Source organism: Hymenobacter siberiensis (assembly GCF_018967845.1).
Lineage (GTDB): Bacteria > Bacteroidota > Bacteroidia > Cytophagales > Hymenobacteraceae > Hymenobacter > Hymenobacter siberiensis.
In genome coordinates this window covers 223,310-245,437 of sequence record NZ_JAHLZZ010000001.1, presented here as the reverse complement: position 1 = coordinate 245,437, position 22,128 = coordinate 223,310, and the positions used below count along the sequence as shown (strand labels likewise).

10 protein-coding genes and 1 pseudogene are annotated in these 22,128 nt (G+C 63.3%); 7 read left to right on the top strand and 4 right to left on the bottom strand.

Annotation, left to right across the window (positions count from 1 at the left end; genetic code table 11):
• Window positions 1–13: 13 nt before the first annotated feature.
• From KQ661_RS01095 to KQ661_RS23000, 4 genes and pseudogenes are all read left to right on the top strand, one after another.
• Window positions 14–610 (top strand): DinB family protein, encoded by a 597-nt coding sequence (locus tag KQ661_RS01095; RefSeq protein ID WP_216678959.1) that lies wholly within the window; start codon window positions 14–16, stop codon window positions 608–610.
• A gap of 226 nt (window positions 611–836) precedes the next feature.
• Window positions 837–7,073: an alpha-2-macroglobulin family protein gene (locus KQ661_RS01090; RefSeq protein ID WP_216685428.1), complete on the top strand. Its 6,237-nt coding sequence runs from the start codon at window positions 837–839 to the stop codon at window positions 7,071–7,073.
• A gap of 128 nt (window positions 7,074–7,201) precedes the next feature.
• Window positions 7,202–7,894: a hypothetical protein gene (locus KQ661_RS01085; protein ID WP_216685427.1), complete on the top strand. Its 693-nt coding sequence runs from the start codon at window positions 7,202–7,204 to the stop codon at window positions 7,892–7,894.
• An 82-nt stretch (window positions 7,895–7,976) separates the two neighbouring features.
• Window positions 7,977–8,701: pseudogene (locus KQ661_RS23000) on the top strand (IS5 family transposase); the annotation flags it as partial.
• A gap of 275 nt (window positions 8,702–8,976) precedes the next feature.
• On the opposite strand, the gene KQ661_RS01075 reads toward KQ661_RS23000, so the two are convergent.
• From KQ661_RS01075 to msrA, 4 genes are all read right to left on the bottom strand, one after another.
• A complete protein-coding gene (locus KQ661_RS01075) occupies window positions 8,977–10,503 on the bottom strand; it encodes a family 43 glycosylhydrolase (protein WP_226915675.1) in 1,527 nt (508 codons plus the stop codon).
• A 680-nt stretch (window positions 10,504–11,183) separates the two neighbouring features.
• On the bottom strand, window positions 11,184–12,338 hold the full coding sequence (locus tag KQ661_RS01070; RefSeq protein ID WP_216678956.1) for a methionine aminotransferase: 1,155 nt from the start codon (window positions 12,336–12,338) through the stop codon (window positions 11,184–11,186).
• A 170-nt stretch (window positions 12,339–12,508) separates the two neighbouring features.
• On the bottom strand, window positions 12,509–16,747 hold the full coding sequence (locus KQ661_RS01065; protein ID WP_216685426.1) for a PAS domain-containing sensor histidine kinase: 4,239 nt from the start codon (window positions 16,745–16,747) through the stop codon (window positions 12,509–12,511).
• A gap of 154 nt (window positions 16,748–16,901) precedes the next feature.
• Window positions 16,902–17,564 carry a peptide-methionine (S)-S-oxide reductase MsrA gene (gene msrA / locus KQ661_RS01060; protein ID WP_235726905.1) on the bottom strand — a complete coding sequence of 221 codons (663 nt, stop codon included), beginning with the start codon at window positions 17,562–17,564 and terminating at the stop codon, window positions 16,902–16,904.
• A gap of 395 nt (window positions 17,565–17,959) precedes the next feature.
• Here msrA and KQ661_RS01055 point away from each other — a divergent pair, with 395 nt between their 5' ends.
• From KQ661_RS01055 to KQ661_RS01045, 3 genes are all read left to right on the top strand, one after another.
• A complete protein-coding gene (locus KQ661_RS01055) occupies window positions 17,960–18,358 on the top strand; it encodes a hypothetical protein (RefSeq protein ID WP_216685424.1) in 399 nt (132 codons plus the stop codon).
• Between the two features lie 87 nt (window positions 18,359–18,445).
• Window positions 18,446–19,450 carry a fatty acid desaturase gene (locus KQ661_RS01050; RefSeq protein WP_216678952.1) on the top strand — a complete coding sequence of 335 codons (1,005 nt, stop codon included), beginning with the start codon at window positions 18,446–18,448 and terminating at the stop codon, window positions 19,448–19,450.
• 141 nt (window positions 19,451–19,591) lie between these two features.
• Complete coding sequence (locus KQ661_RS01045) at window positions 19,592–22,102, top strand: TonB-dependent receptor plug domain-containing protein (protein ID WP_216685423.1); 2,511 nt, start codon at window positions 19,592–19,594, stop codon at window positions 22,100–22,102.
• Window positions 22,103–22,128 lie beyond the last annotated feature (26 nt).

The window sequence follows — 22,128 nt, the reverse complement described above, 5'->3', positions numbered from 1 at the left end:
AGCCTCTGCTTTTATGCCCGTTGCCGTTCGTGCCACCTCCGATTTCTTTGACCAGCTAACCAATGACCTGCTGGTGCTACGGGTGAAGGCGCAGCAGCGTTTTCGGCCCCTGAGCGCCGAAGAGCTGAACCGCCGCCCCGGCCCCAGCCGCTGGAGCGCCGGCCAGTGCCTGGAACACCTCAACATTGTGGGCGGCTACTACTTACCCAGCATCGCGGCCCGCATCAAGCGCGCCCAGGAGCGGGGCTCGAGGCCGGCTGCCGTGGCCAAACAGGGCTATCTGGGTAAGAAATTTATCGACGCCATGCGCACGCCATCGAGCGTCAAAACCTACAATTCGCCCCAGCGCTATGCGCCCACGGGCACCCGCCTGCCGCGCACCGTTACCGAGGTTTTCAGTCGGCAGGTCGATGAGCTGCTGCGCCTCACGCTGCTGGCCCGGCAGGTTAATGCCAACACCATCCGCATTCCCAACGCTTTATTTCCGTTGATTTTGCTGCGCCTCACCGACCAGCTCGAATTCCTGGTGGTGCACATGCAGCGCCACATTGCCCAGGCCGAAGCCGTGCTGGCCGGCAATGCCGTGGGAGCCAAAGCCTCGGCGGCCTGAGAAATGCCCCGACCATCCGCAAAATTTTGTCGGAATGACCGTGAAACTGTAGAAGCGCCGGGCTACCCGGCGCTTTTTTTATAGCGCGAACTTTTCGTTCGTGTCCCCGCGCTGCTGGCTGGTTCTGTGACGCGAACTAAAAGTTCGCGCTACGGTGTGCGAAAATATAGCCCGCTCTGTGCAATAAAGTTCGACCGGGCATCTTTATGGCTTCAACCTTCTGCTTGTGCCCACCCCGCCTATGCGCCTGTTCTTGTTTGCCTGCCTGCTCCTGACCATGATTGTTCGTGCCGACTCGGCCACGCCCGGGTCACCGCCCGGCCCCTACGCCGCACAGTGGAAGAAGATTGACGCGCTGCTGAAGAAGGACCAGACCGCCACGGCCGCGCCGCTGGTGGAAGCCATCTATCAGCAGGCCAAAAAGGAGGGCAACAGCCCGGCCTACGTGCGGGCGCTGCTCTATAAAATTCGCCTGCTGCAGGCTAAACAGGAGGATGCCGACGAAAAGGCCATTGCCCTGCTGGAAAATGATGTGAAAACCGCCGCCTTTCCGGCTCGGTCCATTCTGCACTCGCTGCTGGCCGAGCAGTACACCACCTACCTCAACCAGAACCGTTACCGCCTCTACCAGCGCACGGCCGGGGCTTCGCCCACTACCGACGGCCAAAAAACGGCCGATGGCGGCACTGGCCTCGCCACCTGGGACATGGGCCGGCTGGGCGCAGCCATCGTGCGGCACTACTACCAGTCGGTGGAAGATGAGCCCCAGCGCCAGCTGAAAACCACCCTGGCCGAGCTGGGCGACCTGGCTACCGGCGGCGATGCCGAAGGCCGCGCCCTGCGCCCTACGCTGTATGATTTGCTGGCTCAGCGCGCCATTGAGGGCCTGAAGAACCAGGAATTGTACGTGACCCGGCCCGAGCAGCAGTTTCAGCTCACGGAGCCCAAGCTGTTTGGCACCGCCCAGGAGTTTGCCGCGCTGCGCCTGCTAGCCCCGGAGGCCGACTCGCTGAACGGCCAGTTGCACGCGCTGCACCTGTTACAGCGCCTCACCGCCTCGCGCCAGCAGCTGGCCCTGCCGGGTACGACCCCGCAGAACGTGGCGGCACTGGCTGACGTGGATTTGAGCCGCGTGGATTACCTGCATTCCCTCACCCAGAATACTGACCTGGCTGCGCAGTACGAGCCGGCTTTGGTGCAAATGGCCGAGACGTATAAGGCGCTGCCTATCAGCACCGAGTTTGTGGCCCGGCGGGCCGAAGCCCTGCGCGAAGCCGGCGACAACGTGGCCGCCGTGCGCCTGGCGCGGGAGGCCGAGGCGCGGTTTCCAAAGTCGCGCGGCGCGGCGCGGGCCCGGCAGCTGCGCGAGCAGCTGGAGCAGCCGGAAATCAGCTTTACCGCCCCGAATATCGTCATTCCCAGTCAGCCCTGGCGGCTGGACCTGACGGCCCGCAACGTGACCGAATTACACGCCTGGGCCTACCGCATTTCGCTGAAGGAATGGGAAAAATCGGGCCAGTATGATGCCCTGCAACGCACCGTGGCCCAGCGCTATGCCCGTGCTCTGCGCGCCGCGCCGGCCGCCGCCTGGGCGGTGCCGGTGCCCGCGCATCCGCAGGATTATAAAGAGCAGAAGCTGGCGGCGGCGGGTGCGGCACTTCCCGTGGGGTATTACCTGATAGTCATCAGCAACCAGGCGGCGAAGGCTACTGAGCAGCGGCCGGGTGTGGTGACGAGCTACGGATTTGTGGGGGCGAGTGAGTTGAGCGCGGTGAGCCAGCAGGCAGTTACCGATTGGGGGCTGAAGCTGCTGTTGCTGCATCGGCAGCAGGGCGCGCCGCTGGCCGGTGTGCAGGCGCAGGCCACCTACAGCCGCTACGACCAGAAGGCGCGGAAACAGATAACCCGCATGGGGGACGTGTACAAAACCGCCGCTTCGGGCGAAGTGGAAATTCAGGCTTCCAACCCAAACGAGTCGGATGGTGAACGAGTCACGGCCGTGCGCGTCTGGCGGGGCAACGACACCTTGAGGCTGGACGGTATCGGGCGCTACTACCGGCCGAACCTGATGAGCGAACAGGCCCAGCGCCGCACCTTCCTGTTTACCGACCGCGCTATTTACCGGCCCGGCCAGACGCTGTATTTCAAAGGCATTCTGACGGAAACACTGCGCGGCAAAAGCAGCCTTGTAACCAAGCAGCCGATAGTGGTCGGGCTAATGGACGTGAACGGCCAGCCCGTGCAAACCCTGCCGTTCACCACCTCAGAGTTTGGCTCGTTCAATGGCTCACTGGTGCTTCCCACGGGCCTGCTTAATGGCGAAATGACTCTGCAAACTGACCACGGTAGCCTCCGTTTCGCAGTGGAGGACTATAAGCGGCCCACTTTTCTGGTCAGCATCGACTCGGTGCCCGGCCGGCCACAGCTGGGCCAGCCGCTCGCCATCAATGGCCGCGCCCGCGCCTATGCCGGGCAGGCCACCGACGGCGCTACGGTAAGCTACCGCGTTACGCGCCGCGAGCTATTTGCGCTGTTCGATTATGGCTACGGCGGGCGCGGGATGTATGCGCCGGGACGGGGGCAGGGCAGCCAGGAAATTGCCCACGGTACCACCGCCACCGATGCTGAAGGTCGCTTTACGCTCACCTTCACGCCGCCGCTGGTGCCCAAAGCCACCGGCCGCCGGGGTTGGGAGCCGGGCTATTTATTCGAAGTAACCGCCGACGTGACCGATGCGGCCGGCGAAACCCGCACCGGCACCCGCAGCTTCCCCATTGGCCGCAATCCGCTCAGTCTGCGCTTCGCCGGCCCCGATGCGGCCGACAAAGCCAAACTGCCCACGTTCACGCTGCTCAGCACCAATGCTACCGGCGAGCCGCTGCCCGCTGCTGGTACGCTGCGCCTGTTGGCCCGCCGCTACCGCCCCAACCCGCCCGGTGTGCCCGGCCCGGCTCCCGAAACGGAGGAAAATGAAGCCAAGCCGGAGCTGGTGAAGACCCTCGCTTTCGACACCAAAGCCAGCACCGTCCTCGACCTGCAAACTGCCCTGGCCGCCCTGCCCACCGGCCGCTACCGCCTCGAAGCCTTCACCGCCGAAACTGACACGGCCCGCCTTGATTTCACGCTCTACGACGCGCAGTCCGCCATCGTGCCCTTCGCCACGCCGGATTGGTTTGTGGCGCTGGCCGATACCGTGGCCCCCGGCCAATCCACGGAAATCCTACTGGGCAGCAGCGAAGCCGGTGCCCGCATCCTGCTGGAAGTGGAGCGCGAAGGCCAGCTGCTGCGCCAGGAATGGCTGACGCTGAATGCCAATGAGCAGCGTCGCCTGCGCATCGAGAGCGGCCCACCCACGGCCCTGGGCCCGCTCTACATCCACACCACGCAGGTGCGCGACAACCGCCTCTACCGCCACGACGCCACCGTGCAGGTGGCCGAGAAACCGCAGCCCCTCCAACTCTCCATCGCCACCTTCCGCGACAAGCTCCAGCCCGGCCAGCGGGAAACCTGGCGCGTCACTATTCATCAAGCCAACGGCAAAGCTGCCGAGGCCGAGCTACTGGCTACGCTGTACGACCAGAGTCTGGATATTTTCCGGCTGCACCGCTTCATGGGGCTGGAACTGGGCGCAGGGTATTACCCGGCGCGGTTTGGGTGGATGGGGTGGTTTGGAGTAGTTAGCTCACGTACCACGGCAGCGCCCGAAGCCCGCACCGAGTATAACCGGCTGGTTTACCCGCAACTGCGGACCACAGCGGCCAGCTATAACGCGGAATACTTTATCAACGGCCGCATTAGGGGCGACCAAGTGATGGAAGAGGTTGTAGAGAATAAGGTATATACGAGCGTACCCGGAGCCGCTGATATGACGGCAGCTTCGGCTGCGCCGCAGGCGAACCAGCGGATTATGATTCGGGGCGCCTCTTCGATAGCCTCAAATCCTAGTAGTCTCAACGAAACAATAACAGTGGGTTACGGAACGCCCAAACCCGCCGCCCCCGACCTCTCCACCGTGCCCACCCGCACCGATTTTCGCGAAACGGCCTTCTGGCAGCCGGCTTTGCGCACCGACAAAAACGGCGACATCGTGCTCGAATTTCAGATGCCCGAGGCCGTGACGCGCTGGCAGCTGCTGGCCCTGGCCCACGACAAAAGCCTGCACAGCGGCCAGCTGGCCCGGCAGCTCGTTACCCAAAAGGAAATCCAGATAACGCCCAACGCGCCGCGCTTCCTGCGGCAGGGCGACACCTTCACCTTCCCCGCCAAGTTTTCGAACCTGACCGACCACGCCACCAGCGGCACCGCGCAACTTTTCCTGCTCGACGCCGCCACGGGCCAGGATATCACGAGCCAATTACTGAAAGGTTCGGCACAGCAATCCGTATCGGCTGCCGCGCACCAGAGCGCCGCCCTGGGTTGGGAAATTGCGCTGCCGAGTGATTTCGCGCCGGTGGCCGTGACGTATCGGGTGGTGGTTAGTGCACAAAGCTTGGTGCCTGGTGCTGAGTCTACTAAGGACAAGAAGCCCAAGCGTAAGAATCAAAAGTCAGGCACCAACAACCAAGCACCAAGTACCAGTTTCTCCGACGGCGAGGAAAACACCCTCCCGGTCCTGCCGAATAAAATTTTAATCACCGAGAGTCTGCCGCTGCCCATCGTGGGCCCCGGCACGCGGGCATTCGAGCTGAAGAAGCTGACCAGCACCAGCAGCCCCACGCGGCGCAACTACAGCCTCACGCTGGAAATGACCGCCAACCCCGCCTGGTATGCTGTGCAAAGCCTGCCCTACCTCATGGAGTACCCTTATGAGTGCTCCGAGCAGGTATTCAGCCGCCTTTACGCCAACCTCATCGCGGCGCAGATTCTCAAATCCAACCCGCGCTTCAAAACCGTTCTGGCCGAGTGGACGCGCCAGGCCCAGAGCGGTACGGCGGCGCAGAAAAATGCCCTCGAAAGCAAGCTGGCCCAGAATCAGGAGTTGAAAAACCTGCTGCTCCAGGAAACGCCGTGGGTGCGCGACGCTCAGGGCGAAACCGCCCGCCTGGCCCGTCTCACCGAGCTGTTCGACGAAGCCCGGCTGCAGGGTGAAACCAGCCGCACCCTGCTCAAGCTTCAGCGCATGCAGCTGCCCGGCGGGGCCTTCCCGTGGTTCGAGAAAATGCCCGACAACCGGTACATCACGCAGCTCATCGTGGCCGGCTTTGGCAAGCTCAAAAAACTCGGCGCCTTTGATGCCGAGAAAGATGCCGTGGGCCGCGACATTCTGCAAAATGCCATGCGCTACCTCGACGCCGGCCTAGCCAAAGACTACGCCGAGCTGCGCCGCCAGAAAAACGTGAAGCTGGCCGATAACCACCTCAGCGACATGCAAATCCAGGCCCTTTACGCCCGCAGTTTCTGGCCCCAGCCCGCCGAAGCGACTACAAAAACGGCCTACGCCTACTACCGCGGGCAGGCCGCCAAATTCTGGCCCGCCCAGACCCGCTACCTGCAAGCGCAAATTGCGCTGGCCCTGTTTCGGCGCGATGCCAAGGCTCCTGCCGCTGCTGAGATTCTTCGCGCCCTCGCCGAAAATGCCCTGCACTCGCCCGAATTGGGCATGTACTGGAAGGAAGTGCGCGGTGGCTACTACTGGCGCGAAGCCCCCACCGAAACCCAGGCCACCCTCATCGAAGCCTTCGATGAAGTGAAGAACGACCAGAAATCGGTGGATGAAATGAAGCTCTGGCTGCTGAAGCAGAAGCAAACCCACCACTGGGAGAGCACCCGCGCCACCGCCGATGCCTGCTATGCCCTGCTGCTGCGCGGCTCCGATTGGCTCGCGCCCACCCAGCCATTGCAAATCACCGTCGGCAGCCAGGCGGTGAAGCCTGCTGCCGCGCAGGCCGGCACCGGCTATTTCAAAACCAGCTGGTCCGCCGCCGAAATCCAGCCCGCCCAGGGCAACGTGACCATCACCAAGCCCGACGCGGGCGTGGCTTGGGGCGCGCTTTACTGGCAGTATTTCGAGGACATCGACAAGGTGACGCCCGCCGCCACGCCGCTCAGCCTGGAGCGCCAGCTCTACCGCGAAACCCGCACCGCCGCCGGCCCGGTGCTGGAGAAGCTCACGGCTGCTTCCCCCCTAAAAATCGGCGATGCGCTGGTGGTGCGCCTCGTGCTGCGCACCGACCGCGCCCTCGAATACGTGCACCTCAAGGACCAGCGCGCCGCCGGCCTCGAGCCCATCGGCCAAACCAGCGGCTACCGCTACCAGAACGGCCTGGGCTACTACGAGAGCCCGCGCGACGCGGCCACCAACTTTTTCCTGGGCGAGGTGCCGCGCGGTACGCACGTTTTCGAGTACCGCTTGCGGGCCAGCCAGGCCGGCGATTTTTCGGGTGGCCTGAGTCAGGTACAGTGTTTGTATGCGCCTGAATTCGGAGCGCAATCGGCCGGCGTGCGGCTGCAGGTAGCCCCGTAGCCGACGGGTGAGCAAATAGGCCCTTAGGTGGCTCAAACGGCTCCGAAAGGGTTTAAAACCACTTTGCCCTTGCATTTAACCGGGGTGAGGTGTAGCTTTGTCTACTGTTGATATTTCTTTATTCGTCTATGAAGCACCTATTTGCCTTCCTTTTGTTGCTCCTCACCTGGGGCAGCGCCCAGGCCCAAAACGAGAAGCAAACCCCCGTAACCAAGCTGCCGGGCGAGGAAAACCTCAGCCTCCGTGAGCGCGCCGAGCGTGATTTTCTGATGCCGGTGCGTCGTAAGAAAATCGTAGCCGAAGCCTCCAAAGCCGGCAACGAAGACAACACCGCATCGCCCGAGTCGGATGCCACGGCCCACTACGCCGAGGCCACCGACGAAGCCGCCAGCATGTCGGCCCGCACCGCCCGTAGCTACGAGGCGCGTCACTCCGAAGCCCTGGCCGCCCGCCGCACCGCCGCCCGCGCCGAAGCCCGCGCCGAAGCCCGCGCCGAAGCCCGCGCCGAGGCCCGCGCCGAAGCCCGCGCCGAAGCCCGCCGCGCCGCCCGCCACAGCAGCCACCGTAGTAGCAGCAGCAAATCGAAAGCGCACAAATCGACGGCGCACACCAGCAGCAAGAGCAAAAGCAAGTCGGCTTCGTCGAAAGCGAAAGCCAAATCGACCGCGCATTCCAGCAAAAGCACCTCGAAGAGTAAAAGCAGCAAAGCCACCCAAAGCAGCGCTTCGAAAGCCAAGAAGACCAGCGCCAAAAAGAGCCCGGCCCACAAAGCCACCACGAAATCCACCCCTTCGAAAACGAAGACCAAGCATCGCCGCTAGAGCGTGAGGACAATTACCTTTGCTTTGGCAATCGTTTATAACGAAGAAATTATTTATGCGAAGACATGAGATTAGCGATGCTCAATGGCTGGCGGTGAGCCCCCTTTTGTCGGGCAAAGCCACTGATTGCGGGGTAACGGGCAAAGACAACCGCTTGTTTTTCAACGCGGTCGTGTGGATAATGCGCACCGGCTGCCCGTGGGCCGACCTACCCGAACGCTTCGGCAAATTCAACACCGTGTGCAAGCGCTTCCGGCGTATGGCGACCAAAGGGGTTTGGGAGCGGGCCTTCCAGGCCCTGCAAGCCCCCGAACTGGACTGGGTCATGCTCGATTCGACCGTCGTGCGGGCGCACCAGCATTCAGCAGGCCAAAAAAAAGTACCGCCGCCACCGAGTGCCTCGGACGCAGCCGCGGGGGCATCGGCACCAAAATTCACGCCTGCGTGGAGTCGCTGGGCAACGCCGTGCGGCTGATTGCGACCGAAGGCCAGGCGGGCGACAGCCCGCAGGCGCTGCCCTTGCTGGCGGACCTGCAGCCGGGCAAAGTGCTGGCCGACACGGCTTACGACAGCGACGCGACCCGCGCCTATTGCACCGAAAAGGGCATCGAAGCCGTCATTCCCAGCCATCCTAACCGGGTAGAACCCTTGGCAATGGACGAAGAAACCTACCGCGACCGCAACAAAGTCGAGCGCTTTTTTGGCCGCCTCAAGCAATACCGCCGCCTAGCCACCCGCTACGAAAAAACCGCCGTTTCCTTCCTCGCCTTTTGGCATATTGGTGCTACGCTAGATTGGCTTAGGTAAATAGATAAATCTTTGATTGTCCTCACGCTCTAGGGCAATAGCTCGCAACCGTAAAAACAGCAACGCCCGACACTGATGTGCCGGGCGTTGCTGTTTTGGGTGTGCCGGCCTGCTCTCTGCTTTTTCGGAGTTGTACTCCGCCGAAAGCGAACCTGCCAGGGAGCTTCACTCCCAATCGTTGAACTGAAATAGTCTGACGATGGGGGCTGCAAGCCCCCGGCAGGCGGCTTTCGGAGTACAACTCCGAAAGAGCAGAAAGAGCAAAGGCATACTTCCTACCGCTGGTTGCAGATGATGAAATTGTTGAACGTGGCCGTGTTGTCGGCATCGCCCTGGGCTACCAGCGCCACGCGCACGCCCCGGTCCCAGGGCGGGAGGTAGGTGCCGTTCAGCGTGAAGTTTTCGGTGGGCAGGGACTGCCAGGTAGCTCCGTCGGTGCTGTAGGCGAAGCGGTAGCGCTGGCCGCCCCATACTTCGAGGCGCAGCGATAGAGTAGGGCAGGCATCGATGAAAATAGTGGCCAGGCACTGTTGCTTGCCGCTTTTCAGGTGCCATATTTGGAGCTGGCCGTTGCCGGCCATTATTGCCAGGGCATTGTAGGGGTCGCCCACGGCGGCCAGGCCGGCGAAGGTATCGGCGGGCAGCGTGGCGAAGTCGAGGGTGGTGGCGGCCTTATAGGTAGCAGCGTGGGTGCGGCGCGCCACCAGCGCCCCGAGGCGCGAGTCGTGCGCGGCGAGGTGCAGCTGGCCGTGGCGCACGGCCGTGGTGGGCTGCTGGCCAATGGGCCACTGCCACGCCAGGCCCAGGCGGTCGCCCGCGAACCCATCGGCCACGTTGAAGCGGGCCATGTTGGTGAGGGGCGGGGCCTGGGGGCTGCGGTGCACGAACTCGGGCCATTCCTCGGCATTCCAGGTAAACTCGCTGAGGAGGCCCTGACGGCCCACAAACTCGTGGCTTTCGGCCGCGTAAGCGTGGTGCAGCAGGAACCAGCGGCCGTCCAGCTCGGTCACGGTGCCGTGGCCGGGGCACTTCCAGGTCGTGTTGCGGTCGAGGATGGGGTTTTGTGCGTGCTTTTCCCAAGGGCCCAGCAGGTGGCGGGAGCGGGCCACGCCGGTGGCGTAGTTGCAGCTCTTGCCGCAGCAGCTATTGCCGGCATAAAACATGTAAAACCAGCCGTTGTGCCGCACCAGGGCCGAGCCTTCCACCAGCGGGCCTTCCCACTGCGCATCGTTGCCAAACAGCTCGGTGGCTTCACCGATGAGGGCGGTGCGCTCCGGGTTCAGGCGCTGCGCCCAGATGGGCGTGTCCTGGTGGCAGGAGTTCCCGTCTTCCTTCCAGATGAGGTAGAGGTTGCCGTGCTCGTCGGGCATCGCAAAGCCGTCTATGGAGCCGGCTTCCTGGCCCACCAGCGGGCCGTGGTCGGTATAGGGGCCGGCAGGGTGGTCGGCGCTGGCCACGGCTACGCACAGCACGCCGCCCTTTTTGCGGGCAGTGTAGTACACGTAGGTGCGGCCGTTTTCATAGTAAAACTCGGGGGCCCAGAAGTTGGAGCCGGCCCAGTCGGGTAGCTTCTCGGGGAAAACGTGGCCCACTAATTCCCAATCCAGTAAATTCTGCGAGGTGAAGAGCGGGAACACCGCGCCCCACTCGGCCGAGGTGGCGCTGGCCCAGTACGTATCGCCGATTTTGGTGACGGTGGGGTCGGGGAAGTCGCCGGGCAGCACCACGTGGTCGTAGGAAACACGGGCGGATACGGGCGCTGCGGCGGAGAGGTCGCCCGCCATTTCTAGTTCAAATGACACGGGTGGGAAGTGTTAGGCGAATAGAAAAAAGCCGAATGGGTTTATTGTTCAGCTTTTAATATTTCGAAAGGTATGAATTTGTAATAAATAGCGAATAGCAACCGGGGATTAACGAGTTTAACAGTGTTGAATACTCGGCGAACGCCCCCTGGTGCTGGATGGGTTAAGCGGCTGAAAAGTTGTTTTTTGGAATGATAAAAGGGCCGAGACCATTAGCGAATACTTGAGGCCAATCTAATGTGCGGGCGGTTTTAGCTATATTTAAAAGTAGTTTTTTTTCAAGAATTGGGAATTTCTAAAAAGAACTTAAAGTACTCCCTTGTTGAAGGGGGGCAACCGCTAATAGCTGAGCTTGTTTTCGTGTGCCGGCCCTTTTGGAAAGGGGGATGACGACCAGAACAGCGGTTTTGCAGGCCGCAGGCCTTTTCTCACAACTCAAAGCGAGCAGTGCAGGTCCCGGCAATCGTGCTGCTTACCCGGTGTTACAGGCTGGTATCGGACACTTTAGCCCCGCTTCTCACCCGACAGGCCTCCAGAATATGGATGGCCACTGCGAGAAATGGAGTCACTTACCGGGCCCGGGTCGCAGCATGCTGAGCGTCGGAAATAAAACTGCCCGCTTCTTTGGGAAAAAGCGGGCAATTGAAAATCAGCAGCCTGCGAGCGAGGCGGGCCGGCGGCTACTGACGGAGCCGCGCCGCCGCCGCCTGCAGCGTGGCCGATTCCTTGGCGAAGCAGAACCGGATGAGGCCATCATCGAACCCATCGTGGTAGAAGGCCGAGACGGGCACCACGGCCACGCCCTTGTCGCGGGCCAGGAACTGGGCAAAGGCCAGGTCGCTGGCGGGCGAAAAGGCATCGTAGCGGGCTAGCTGGAAATAGCCGCCGGGCACGGGCAGCAGGTCCCAGCCCGCGCCGTCGAGTAGGGCCCGAAATTCGTCGCGCTTCTGCTGGTAGAAGCCGGCCAGGCCCCGGGCATGGGCATCGGTGGCATCATCGGTGAGGGCGTCGGCGAGGGCGTGCTGGGTGGGCGTGCTCACGGCAAAGGTGAGGAACTGGTGCACGCGCCGTACCTCGGCCGTGAGGGCGGGCGGGGCAATGCAGTAGCCTACTTTCCAGCCGGTGGCGTGGTAGGTTTTGCCGAAGGATGAGAGCACGAAGCTGCGCTCGCGCAGGGCCGGATGCTGGCGGGCGCTCATGCGCGGGGCGCCGTCGAACACGAGGTGCTCGTACACTTCGTCGCTGAGCACCAGCGCATCGGTACCGTCGAGCAGGCGGGCCAGCTCGTGCCAGTCGTCGGCCGTGAACAGGGCCCCGCTGGGGTTGTGGGGCGTGTTTACCAGTACGAGGCGGGTGCGGGGCGACACCACCCGGCGCACGGCGTCCCAGTCGGGGCGGAAGTGGGGGGCGGGCAGGCGCACGTAGCGCGGCACGCCGCCCTGCAGCCGAATGGCCGGTCCGTACAAATCATAAGCCGGCTCAAATACCACCACTTCATCGCCGGGGCGCACCACGGCGGCCAGCACGGCATAGAGCGCCTCGGTGGCACCGGCCGTGACGGTGATTTCGGTGGCCGGGTCGGGGGTGGGCGCGTCGGCGTGGAGGCGGGCTACCTGGGCCGCAATGGCCTCGCGCAACCGGGGCAGGCCGGGCATGGGCGCGTACTGGTGGTGGCCGGGGGTGCGGGCGTGGCGGGCCAGGGCTTCGAGCAGCTCCTGCGGCGGGTCGTAATCGGGAAAGCCCTGCGCCAGGTTGATGGCCCCGGTTTCCTGGGCCAGCAGGGTCATTTGGGTGAAGATGCTGACGCCAACGTCGGGAAGCTTGGACTGGAGCATGGGGGGAGGGGTGAGATGGATGGTTTCAAAATAACGTCATGCCGAGCGCAGCGAAGCATCTTTACTGCAATAGTAAATCCTTTCGATTAGATTACTTGCTGCGGCAAAGATGCTTCGCTGCGCGCTGCATGACGTTCTTTTTTAGTGTGACAACCAGTCGCCCCCAATCCTCACAAATAAATCTGAAACGTGGTGCCCTCGTCCACCTTGCTGCTCACTTCGAGCCGGCCGCCGTGGTTCTGCACAATGCGGTTGACGAGGTAGAGGCCCATGCCGGTACCGTCGACCTGCGGATGGAAGCGGCGGAAGAGCTGGAACAGCTGCGGGCCAAAGCGGTCGAGGTCGATGCCCAGGCCGTTGTCCTGCACCGTGAGGGTGGGGCGGCCGGTGAGGGCATCGGGGGTGCTGCTGAGGCGGATGCGCGGCGGCCGGCCGGGGGCGGCGTATTTCAGCGAGTTGCTGATGAGGTTGAACAGGACGCTTTGCAGGTTGAGGCGCACAAATGTGACCACCGGATACGTGGCAAAATCCAGCGCAAACGTGGCCCCGGTCTGGGTAATCTGGTCGTGCAGGCTGGCTAATATTTCGTCCGTCAGCTGACTCAGGCTCACGGCTTCGGCCGGCATTTCCTGCTGCTGGCGCTGCACCTGCACAATGGCGCTGAGGTCGTCGATGGTGGCATAAATCCGGGCCAGGGCGCGCTCAAAGTAGTTGATGAGCTTGATGGCGTCGGGGTCGCGGAAATAGGCCGTGCGGGTGAGCTCCTCAAAAATGCCGGCCATGTTGTTGATGGGCTGCTTGAGGTCGTGCGAGGCCGTGTAGATGAAATTGTCCAGGTCCTCGTTGGTGCGTCGCAGGCGGGCATTCTGGCTTTCGAGCTGGTGCTGGGCCTGCTTCAAATCGTGCACGTCGGTGTTGGTGCCCACCCACAGCACCACCTCCCCGTGGGCATCCCGGATGGCTTCGCCGCGGGCCATAAACCAGCGGTAGTGGCCCTGCTTGTCGCGCCAGCGGTGCTCGTTGGTGAAGGTTTCGCCGGTGCGTAGGCTATGGTGCCAGTGGCGCAGGGTGCCGGTCAGGTCATCGGGGTGGATAAACTGTTCCCAGCCCCAGCCCTTCAGCTCTTCAAACGAGGTGTCCAGCAGGTCGTACCAGCGCTGGTTATAATAGTTGATGCTGCCATCGGGTCGGGCTGTCCAGGCCAGTTGGGGCAGGGTTTCGAGCAACTGCTTGAAGCGGGCCTGGCTGGCCAGCACCTGCTCCTGCAGCACGCGCTGCTGGTGCACATCGGTGTTGGTGCCGTACCATTTCAGGATGTGGCCGCCGGGAGCGCGGCGGGCCTGGGCTTGGCCCAGAAACCAGCGGTACTGGCCATCGTAGCGGCGCAGGCGGAATTCGGCCTCGTAGTAGCGCTGGCTGGCAATGGCGGCCTGCCACCGCTGCTCCATGGGGGCGCGGTCGTCGGGGTGCACGAAGCTGAGCCACTCCGCCGCGCCGTTTTTCTCCATGGCTTCGCCCAGGTAGGCGGCCGTGCGATGGTTGTAGAAGTCCACGGTGCCATCGGGCCGGGCCGTCCACACCTGCTGCGGAATGCTCTCGACCTGAATGCGCTGCTCTTCCTCGCTGGCGGCCAGTTGGGTTTGCAGGTGGCGCAGCTCGGTCACGTCGGTGTTGGTGCCGAACCAGCGCACCACCGCGCCGGTAGCTTCGTCGCGGATGGGCCGGGCGCGGCTCAGGAACCAGCGGTACTCGCCGTCGTGGCGGCGCAGCGGGAAGGTGTCTTCCCACGGCTGCCCGGCCTGAATAGCCACTTGGTACCGGGCATTGATGTCTGCCAGCAGGGTGGGGGCGTGCACGGCCTGCCAGCCCTCGCCCTGCATGGTTTCAAAAGTGGCTCCGGTGTAATCGTACCAGCGTTGGTTATACCAGAAAATATGGCCCGTGGCGTCGGCCATCCAGGCCAGCTGGGCCATGTTGTCGGCCAGCGCGGCAAAGTCGGTGCGGCTGCGGGTCAGCTCCTCGGTGCGCTCGTGCAGGTCGTGAATCTCCACGGTGGCCGCGCTGAAGCCGGCCAGCTGCCCGGCGGCATTGGTGTAGGGCTGCACTTTGGTCTGAAACCAGCGCAGCTCGCCATCGTGCCGGCGGCAGCGGAAGGTGGCCTGCCAGGCTTCGCCGGCCGCCATGGCCGCCTGGGCCACGGTGCTCACGGCGGCGCGGTCGTCGGGCGGCAGGAAGTCCCAGGCCGCGTTGGGCGCAGCGGCCGGGCTCAGGCCGGTGTATTCGTAGAAGTACGGGTTGGTGTAGGTGATGTAGCCGCTGGGGTCGAAGTTGAAAATGAACACCGGCACCGAAGCGGTGATGGCGTTCACCTGCTCGTTGCGGCGGTTCATTTCGGCCGCCAGGGCCTCGGCGTGCTGGCGGGCGTGCACGCGTTCGGTTACTTCCAGGGCAAAGCTCAGCACGCCATACACCCGGTCTTGGTTGTCGCGCAGGGGCACCAGGTTCAGGTCCAAGTAGTGCTCCGTCAGGGATTCGGTGGGGTGGTGGCCGGGCAGCCGAATGAGCATTTCGTGCCCCACAAATGGCTGGCCGGTCTGGTACACGCGGTCGAGCAGCTTCAGAAAGCCCTGCCTGGCCACTTCGGGCTGCACCTCGGCCACGGGCTGGCCCAGGTGGGGGCGGGGGCTCATCAGCTGGTAGTAGCCGGCGTTGAAGAAAGAGTAGCGGTGGTCGGGGCCCTCAAACGTGGCAATAAACGCCGGGGCCTGGGCCAGAATCTGGCTTAGCTGCCGGTCTTTAACTTCGAGGCTATACCGGGCCTCGTGTAGCTCGTGAATGTCGAGGTCGGAGCCGAACCACTGCCGGGCGTGGCCCACGGCATCGGCCAGCGGCTCGGGCACGCCCTGGCTCATAAACCAGCGGTATTCGCCATCGTGGCGGCGCAGGCGCAGCTCGTAGTGCCACGGCGTGCCGGCGGCCAGCGCAACGGCGTATTCGGTGGCCACGCGGGCGCTGTCGTCGGGGTGCAGGCAGGCAGTCCAGGCATTGGCCAGGTCATCGCCCAGCTGGGTGCCGGTGTAGGCATACCACTGCGGGCTGAGGTAGAGCACCTGCCCGGTCTGGTCGCTGATGAAGGTGATGGACGGCAGGCTTTCCGTCACGTGGCGCAGGCGCTGGTCGGCGGCGCGGGCCTCGGCCAGCAGGGCTTCACTACGCTGGCGGGCCTGCACCTGCTCGGTCACGTCGAGGCTGTAGGCCAGCACGCCGGGGGCGGCCCCGGGCTCGCCGGCCAGCGGCAGGTAGCCGAAGTTGTTGTAATACTCGCGGAGCTCGCCGGTGGTGGGGTCGGTCAGGATGGAACGCTCTTCGTGGCCCAGCACGGGCTGTCCGGTGGCCACTACCTGCTGCAGAAGCTGAAGGTAGCCCTGGTCGGCGATTTCGGGCAGGCTCTCGGCTACGGTCGTGCCGATGCTGGCCCGGGAACCCATCGACTCCCGGGCGCGGGCCGAGAGAAAAGTAAACCGAAAATCGGGCGCTTCCATCGAGGTGATGGTGAGCGGCAGCTGGTCGAGAATGCGCTGCATGTGGCGCTGCTGGTCATCCATGAGCACCTGGGCGCGGTAGCGGGCGTCTATATCGGTGCACAGGCCAAACCAGCGCTGCACCTGCCCATCGGCCCCGCGCTGGGCCACCACCTGCGAAAGAAACCAGCGGTACTCGCCCGCCACGCCGCGCATCCGGAACTCCAGCTCGAAGGGCTGCGCGTTGTGCAGCGCCTCGCCCCAGCGGGCGTACATCCCGGCCAGGTCATCGGGATGAATAATCTGCTGCCACAAAACGGCTTTTTCCGCTTCGCTCATCTGCAGCACGTCGTGGCCGGTGTAGGTCAGGAAGCGCTGATTGGTATAATCAGGCTCGCCCTGCGCGTTGGTGGCCCACACGAGCTGCGGCAGGCTTTCGGCCAGAAACCGGAACCGCTCCTGCTCTTGCTCGGCCACCAGCTGGCTGTGCAGCTGTGGCGTCACGTCGAGCAGGCGCAGCAGCACATAGCGCGCCTGCGGCGGTGGAATGGGCTGGAGCGTGGCCTGCCAGTAGCCGTGCGGTGCGGCCAGGCCGGAGGGCACCGGGGCTGGCATCAGGACTTGGGCCGTGCCGGCCAGCGCGGCTGCCAGGGCCGGAGCCCAGGCGGTGCTGGCCGCCAGCACGGCACCACCCGCCTCGGCGGCGGCGCGCAGTACGGCCAGCGGCTGGCCGATGAGGGCATCGGGCGCGGTGCCGGCGGGCAGCAGGGCAACCATGGCCGCGTTCAGGTGCAGCACCGTGCCATCGGGTGCTAATACGCCGTGGGGCGCGGGCAGCAGCGAGAACAGCAGCTCAAAATCCAGCGCTGGTGGGGTAGCAAACGACATATCAAGAGCGGATATTCAACTGAAAACAGCCACCAGCAGGCCACTTCCGCTTTCGAAGATAGGCTGCTGGAAGCAGGTGCACGGCGGCCATCAAAAAGCCCCGGCCGTTGCGGACCAGGGCATTTTGGTAGGGCGCCAACTAAACAGCCAACGCCTACAGCGGGTTTTTGAGGTCTTTGGGAAATAGCTTCTGTACATGCTCTACTTTGTGCGCCGATACGTGGATAATATAGGAGCTTTCGGGGTGCAGGCGGTAGTAGCCCTGGTGGTAGTCCTCGGCGGGCCAGAACTTCTGGAACGGCACTACTTGGGTCACAATCTTGCCGTCGTACTCCTTCGTGGCGTTGACTTTGGCAATGGTCGTTTCCAGCACCTTCTTTTCCTCCGGGGTGCGGTAGAACGCGGCCGAGCGGTACTCCGGCCCGGCATCGGGCCCTTGGCGGTTGAGCTGGGTGGGGTCGTGCGAGGCGGTAAAGAAAATGTCGGCCAGCTTCTGGTAGCTGATGACTTTGGGGTCGTAGTATATCTGCACTGTCTCGGTGTGGCCGGTGGTTTTGTCGGCCACTTCCTCGTAGGTGGGGTTGGCCTTGGTGCCGCCGGCGTAGCCGCTCACCACCTGCTTCACGCCCTTTAGCTGCTCAAAGGCCTCTTCCTGCGCCCAAAAGCAGCCGCCGGCAAAGGTGGCCTGGGCCAGCCCGGTCAGGTTGGTGGGCGCGAAGCCGGCCGTGGAGCGCGGCGGGTTCTGAGCATCGGCGGGCTGCTGCGAGCCGCAGGCAAACGTGAAGGCCAGCAGGCCAATGCCAAAAAGGGATTTCAATTGACTTTTCATGAAAATGAGACGAAGAGAGGAATGCTAAAAGGAGATAGCTGCGACGATAGACGCCGAAGCCTGGCCGGCCTTACAACCCGTGCCAATCTCCTTGATTCTTAATGTACGGCCTCGGGAGCCGTCCGGGTTGGTGGGGTGGCCGTGCTAGTGGCCGGGCCTGCAATGGCAACCGCAACAGCGCCGCCGTGGTTGCGAAATCAATTGCTCAATGCGCAGATTCAGGAGGATGCGAAATGACGTAGTATCCGTATTTATACTGGTGCAGCGGTTGGCGCATGCTTTTTGAGGGAGGGGGCCCCAATAAAGATGAGCAAAAAATTCATGTTTGCATCCTTTGCTACGTACTTCCCGTAGCAGGCGCTATTGCTATCCGATTTGAAGCTATGTCCCTGCAAACGTTACTTGAAGCACCTCATATTACCATTGCTTATGACCATCTGAATGAGTGGCTTCTGGCCGACTGGCACGGCAACCAGGACCTGGCCAGTGTGCAGCAGGGCAGCCAGGAAATACTGCGGCTCATGCAATTGCAGCGCTGCCATAAGGTGCTGAACGACAATACCCGCGTAACCAGCATGTGGAGCGAAGCCGCCGAGTGGGCCGGCAAAGACCTGTTTCCAGCCTTGGCGGCCGCCGGCCTGCGGTACTTCGCCTGGGTGTATTCGCCCAACCTCTACAGCCGCCTTTCCACCGACCTCACCCTGCAGTTCGCGGCTGGTAGCCCGGTGGTGGCCACCTTCGACGACGTTGACACGGCGCAAGGCTGGCTAAAGCAGATGTAGCCAGCGGCCGGGCTGAACCTATTTGCCGTATTTTTGTCTGCAAGGCCGGGCGCGTCCTCATTTACCACGCCCGTCTTCTGCTTCTTTATGGCTTCAGCACCTAATGCTTTCACCGTGGCCACGGCCCCCGAGCCGCACCGCGTGCGCACCCGCCAAATCATCAAGGCCCACCCCGAGGTGAAGCAGCTGATGACGCGCAACCCCACTACCTTCCTCATTGGGCTGGGCTGCGTGGTGGCGCAGGTGGCCATTGCGTACTTTCTGCGTGGCCAGGCCTGGTACTGGACCATTCCGGTGGCGTATCTGGTGGGCGCGTTTTTCTCGCACACGCTGTTTGTGGTCATTCACGAGGCGGCCCACAACCTGGTGTTTCGCAAGCTGTGGCAGAACGTGGCCACCGGCATTCTGGCCAACTTCCCGTCGATTTTCCCCACGGCCATCAGCTTCAAGAATTTTCACATCAAGCACCACGTTTTTCAGGGCGTACACGAGCTCGATGCCGACCTGCCCGACTGGTACGAGGCCAAGCTGATTAACAACTACAGCATTGGGAAAGCCATCTGGCTGTTTTTCTTCCCGGTGTTTCAGCTCATTCGCACCATCCGCTGTCGCGAAATTGCTACCGTCGACAAGTACGTTTTTGCCAACATCGCCGCCCAGATTGCCTTCGACGTGGCCATCGTGTATTTCTTCGGCTGGACGGCCCTGCTGTACCTATTCCTGAGCTTCTGGTTTTCGGTGGGTCTGCACCCGCTCGGGGCGCGCTGGATTCAGGAGCACTACCTCACCCTGAGCGACTCGCAGGAAACCTATTCCTACTATGGCCGTCTCAACGGTATCAACCTCAACGTGGGCTTTCACAACGAGCACCACGACATGCCCAGCATTCCGTGGAACAACCTGCCCAAGCTCAAAACCGTGGCCCCCGAGTTCTACGAGCCCCTGCTGGCCCACACCAGCTATACCAAGCTCTTCTTCATGTTCCTGTTCGACCAGGAAATCAGCCTCTACTCGCGCATTACGCGCAAGGAGCGCGGCACCGCCACCCTCAAGGATATGAGCGTGCCCGATAAGGAGTTGCTCTCGGCCTAGGGTTTTTAATCGGTTTTACTGGAATGCCCGGCGCGCCCGACCAATTTGGCCGGGCGCTCTTATATTGAGCCGATTTCGGAGTAGGTAGGATTATTGCCGCTTGCCGAAGGCCCTTCCCGTTGCGTTTCTTTCCACCGTTCCATGTCGTTTTCTACCCGTTTACGCCTGCGCCGGGCGTGGCCGCCGGCCGCCCTGCTGGCCGTTGTAGCGCTGAGCGCCGCCGCCTTTCACTCGCCCACCGACGATGATGTGGTGCGCCGCCTTGTGCTGAGTGTGCAGCGGTTTTATGCCGCTGCACTACCCGAAAAAGCCTATCTGCACCTCGATAAGCCTTGGTACACGGCCGGCGAAACCATCTGGCTGAAAGCCTACGTGGTAGACGCCGAACGCCACCAGCCCGACACCCTGAGCAAGGTGCTGCACGTAGAGCTGCTGAACGCCAACAGCCAGCTGGTGGCCCGCCGCAACCTGCGCCTGGAAGCCGGCCTGGCCCCCGGCGACGTGGCCCTGCCCGATACCCTCAGCCCCGGTAACTACACCCTGCGGGCCTATACCGGCTGGATGCGCAACGCCGGCCCCACCTTTTTCTATAGCCGCCAGGTGGCCATCTGGCCCGCGGCCCCGGTCGAAACCCCCGACTCGAAGCCGGCGGCCGTGCGGGCCCGGGCCGCCGCCGCCCGCCAGCTGGCCCAGTCCGTGGCCACGCCGCCCGACGTGCAGTTTTTCCCCGAAGGCGGCAACCTGGTGGCCGGCCTCGAAAACACCGTGGCATTTAAAGTCACCGACTTTGCCGCCCACGGCATCGATGTGGAGGGCAAAGTATTTGATGGGGATAATAAACTCGTTGCCGCGTTTGGCAGTAGTCATTTGGGCATGGGCACGTTTGTGCTCACCCCGGCGGCGGGGCAGCGCTACCACGCGGTGCTGGCCCCGGCGGCCGTGCCGCTCACGGTGCCCTTGCCGGCGGTGCAGGCCAGCGGCTACACGCTGCACGTCGTCACCCTCACCAACGACTACCTGGTGGCCATCCGGCAGCAGGGGGGCAGTGGCGGGCCGGTGCTGGTGCTGGGCCAGGTGCGCGGCACGGCGGCCTACGTGGGCCGGGGCCAGGTGTCGGGTACCGAGACCTTCACGGCGCGCATTCCGAAAAGTAAGTTCCCGGCCGGCATTGTGCATTTCACGCTTTTTGATGGGCAGGGTGCGCCGCTGGCCGAGCGGCTGGCCTTTGCCCAAACCGACCCGGGCCTGCGCGTTACCCTCACGCCCGACCGGCCCAGCTACGGCAGCCGCCAGCCGGTGCGCGTGCGTGTGGCCGTAGCCAATGCTGCCGGCGAGCCGGTGGCCGCCAACCTGTCGCTGGCCGTAACCGATGCCGGCGTGGCCGAGGCCGAGGCCAACGCCGAAACTATCGCATCGAATCTATTACTGACTTCTGACCTGGCGGGCTACGTCGAAACCCCCGGCTACTACTTCCAGAACCCCACCCCCGAAACCGCCCAGCACCTCGACGCCCTGCTGCTCACGCAGGGCTGGCGGCGCTTTGCCTGGACCAACGTGTTGAGCAACAAGGCCCCGGTGCAGAATTTTGGCGTTGAGCGCTCGGTGAGCGTACTGGGTCAGATACTGCAGCGCAACGGCAAGCCGGTGCCGGGCGGCAAGCTCAACTTTCTGCAAACTGCGCCCACCAAGCTGTTTATGGCCACTACTGCCGACGAGGAAGGCCGTTTTCTGTTCAACGGTATTGGCGGCTGCGACACCATTCATGTAACGCTGCAGTCCCGCACCGGTAAAGACGGCCGCAATGCCGAGCTGCACCTCGACCCCGGCCCGCCCGTGCTGCGCCGGCCAATGTTCCCGCTACCCATGCAGGTACCGGGCTCCCTGGCCGATGCCCTGGCCCGCAGCCAGCAGCAGCGCACCATCGAACGCAAGTTTCGGCTCGATACCACCAAAACCATCCTGCTCGGCGGTGTCATGGTGAAGGGGGCCAAGGCCGTGGTCAGCGACCCGCGCCGCCTCTATCCGTCCACGGGCGCTACCGTGCTGAAAATGGACGATTACCCCGGCAGCGGCAGCAACACGGTGCTCCAGATGCTGCAGGGCCGGGTAGCGGGCGTCACCGTTACCGGTACCGGCGAAAACACCAACGTGTTGATTCGGGGCGTCACCAGCTTTGCCGGCAGCTCCTCTCCGTTGTTTCTGCTCGACGGCGTGCCCGTGGACGTGAGCGCCCTGGCTTACTTCCCGGCTACTGATGCCGAAAGCATTGAAGTTCTGAAAGGCGGCCAAGCCGCGATTTACGGCAGCCGTGGTTCCAATGGCGTTATTGCCGTGTATTCGCGGCGCCGCAGCCCCAATTACAAGCCCTCGTCAGCGCCCGCGCCGGGCGTGGCCGTGCTGCATCTGCCGGCCTACTACTGCGGCCGCGAATTCTACGTGCCGCGCTACGACGCGCCCAAAACCAACCGGGAATTTCCCGATGCCCGCCGCTCCACGCTCTACTGGAACCCCACCGTGCAGACCGATGCCGCCGGCCAGGCCGAAGTACGCTTCTTCACTTCCGATGCCAAAGGCGCGTTTCAGCTCCGCACCGAAGGCCTGTCCCGTGGTGGCCAGCCCGCCCAGGGCCAGGGCACGCTGCGCGTGGAGTAGCTGATAAATCAACCATAAAAAAAGCG

Coding starts and splice junctions, on each gene's coding strand:
- KQ661_RS01095 (WP_216678959.1), top strand. CDS start 14: ATGCCCGTTGCCGTTCGTGCCACCTCCGATTTCTTTGACCAGCTAACC.
- KQ661_RS01085 (WP_216685427.1), top strand. CDS start 7,202: ATGAAGCACCTATTTGCCTTCCTTTTGTTGCTCCTCACCTGGGGCAGC.
- KQ661_RS01070 (WP_216678956.1), bottom strand. CDS start 12,338: ATGCTCCAGTCCAAGCTTCCCGACGTTGGCGTCAGCATCTTCACCCAA.
- KQ661_RS01065 (WP_216685426.1), bottom strand. CDS start 16,747: ATGTCGTTTGCTACCCCACCAGCGCTGGATTTTGAGCTGCTGTTCTCG.
- KQ661_RS01055 (WP_216685424.1), top strand. CDS start 17,960: ATGTCCCTGCAAACGTTACTTGAAGCACCTCATATTACCATTGCTTAT.
- KQ661_RS01050 (WP_216678952.1), top strand. CDS start 18,446: ATGGCTTCAGCACCTAATGCTTTCACCGTGGCCACGGCCCCCGAGCCG.
- KQ661_RS01045 (WP_216685423.1), top strand. CDS start 19,592: ATGTCGTTTTCTACCCGTTTACGCCTGCGCCGGGCGTGGCCGCCGGCC.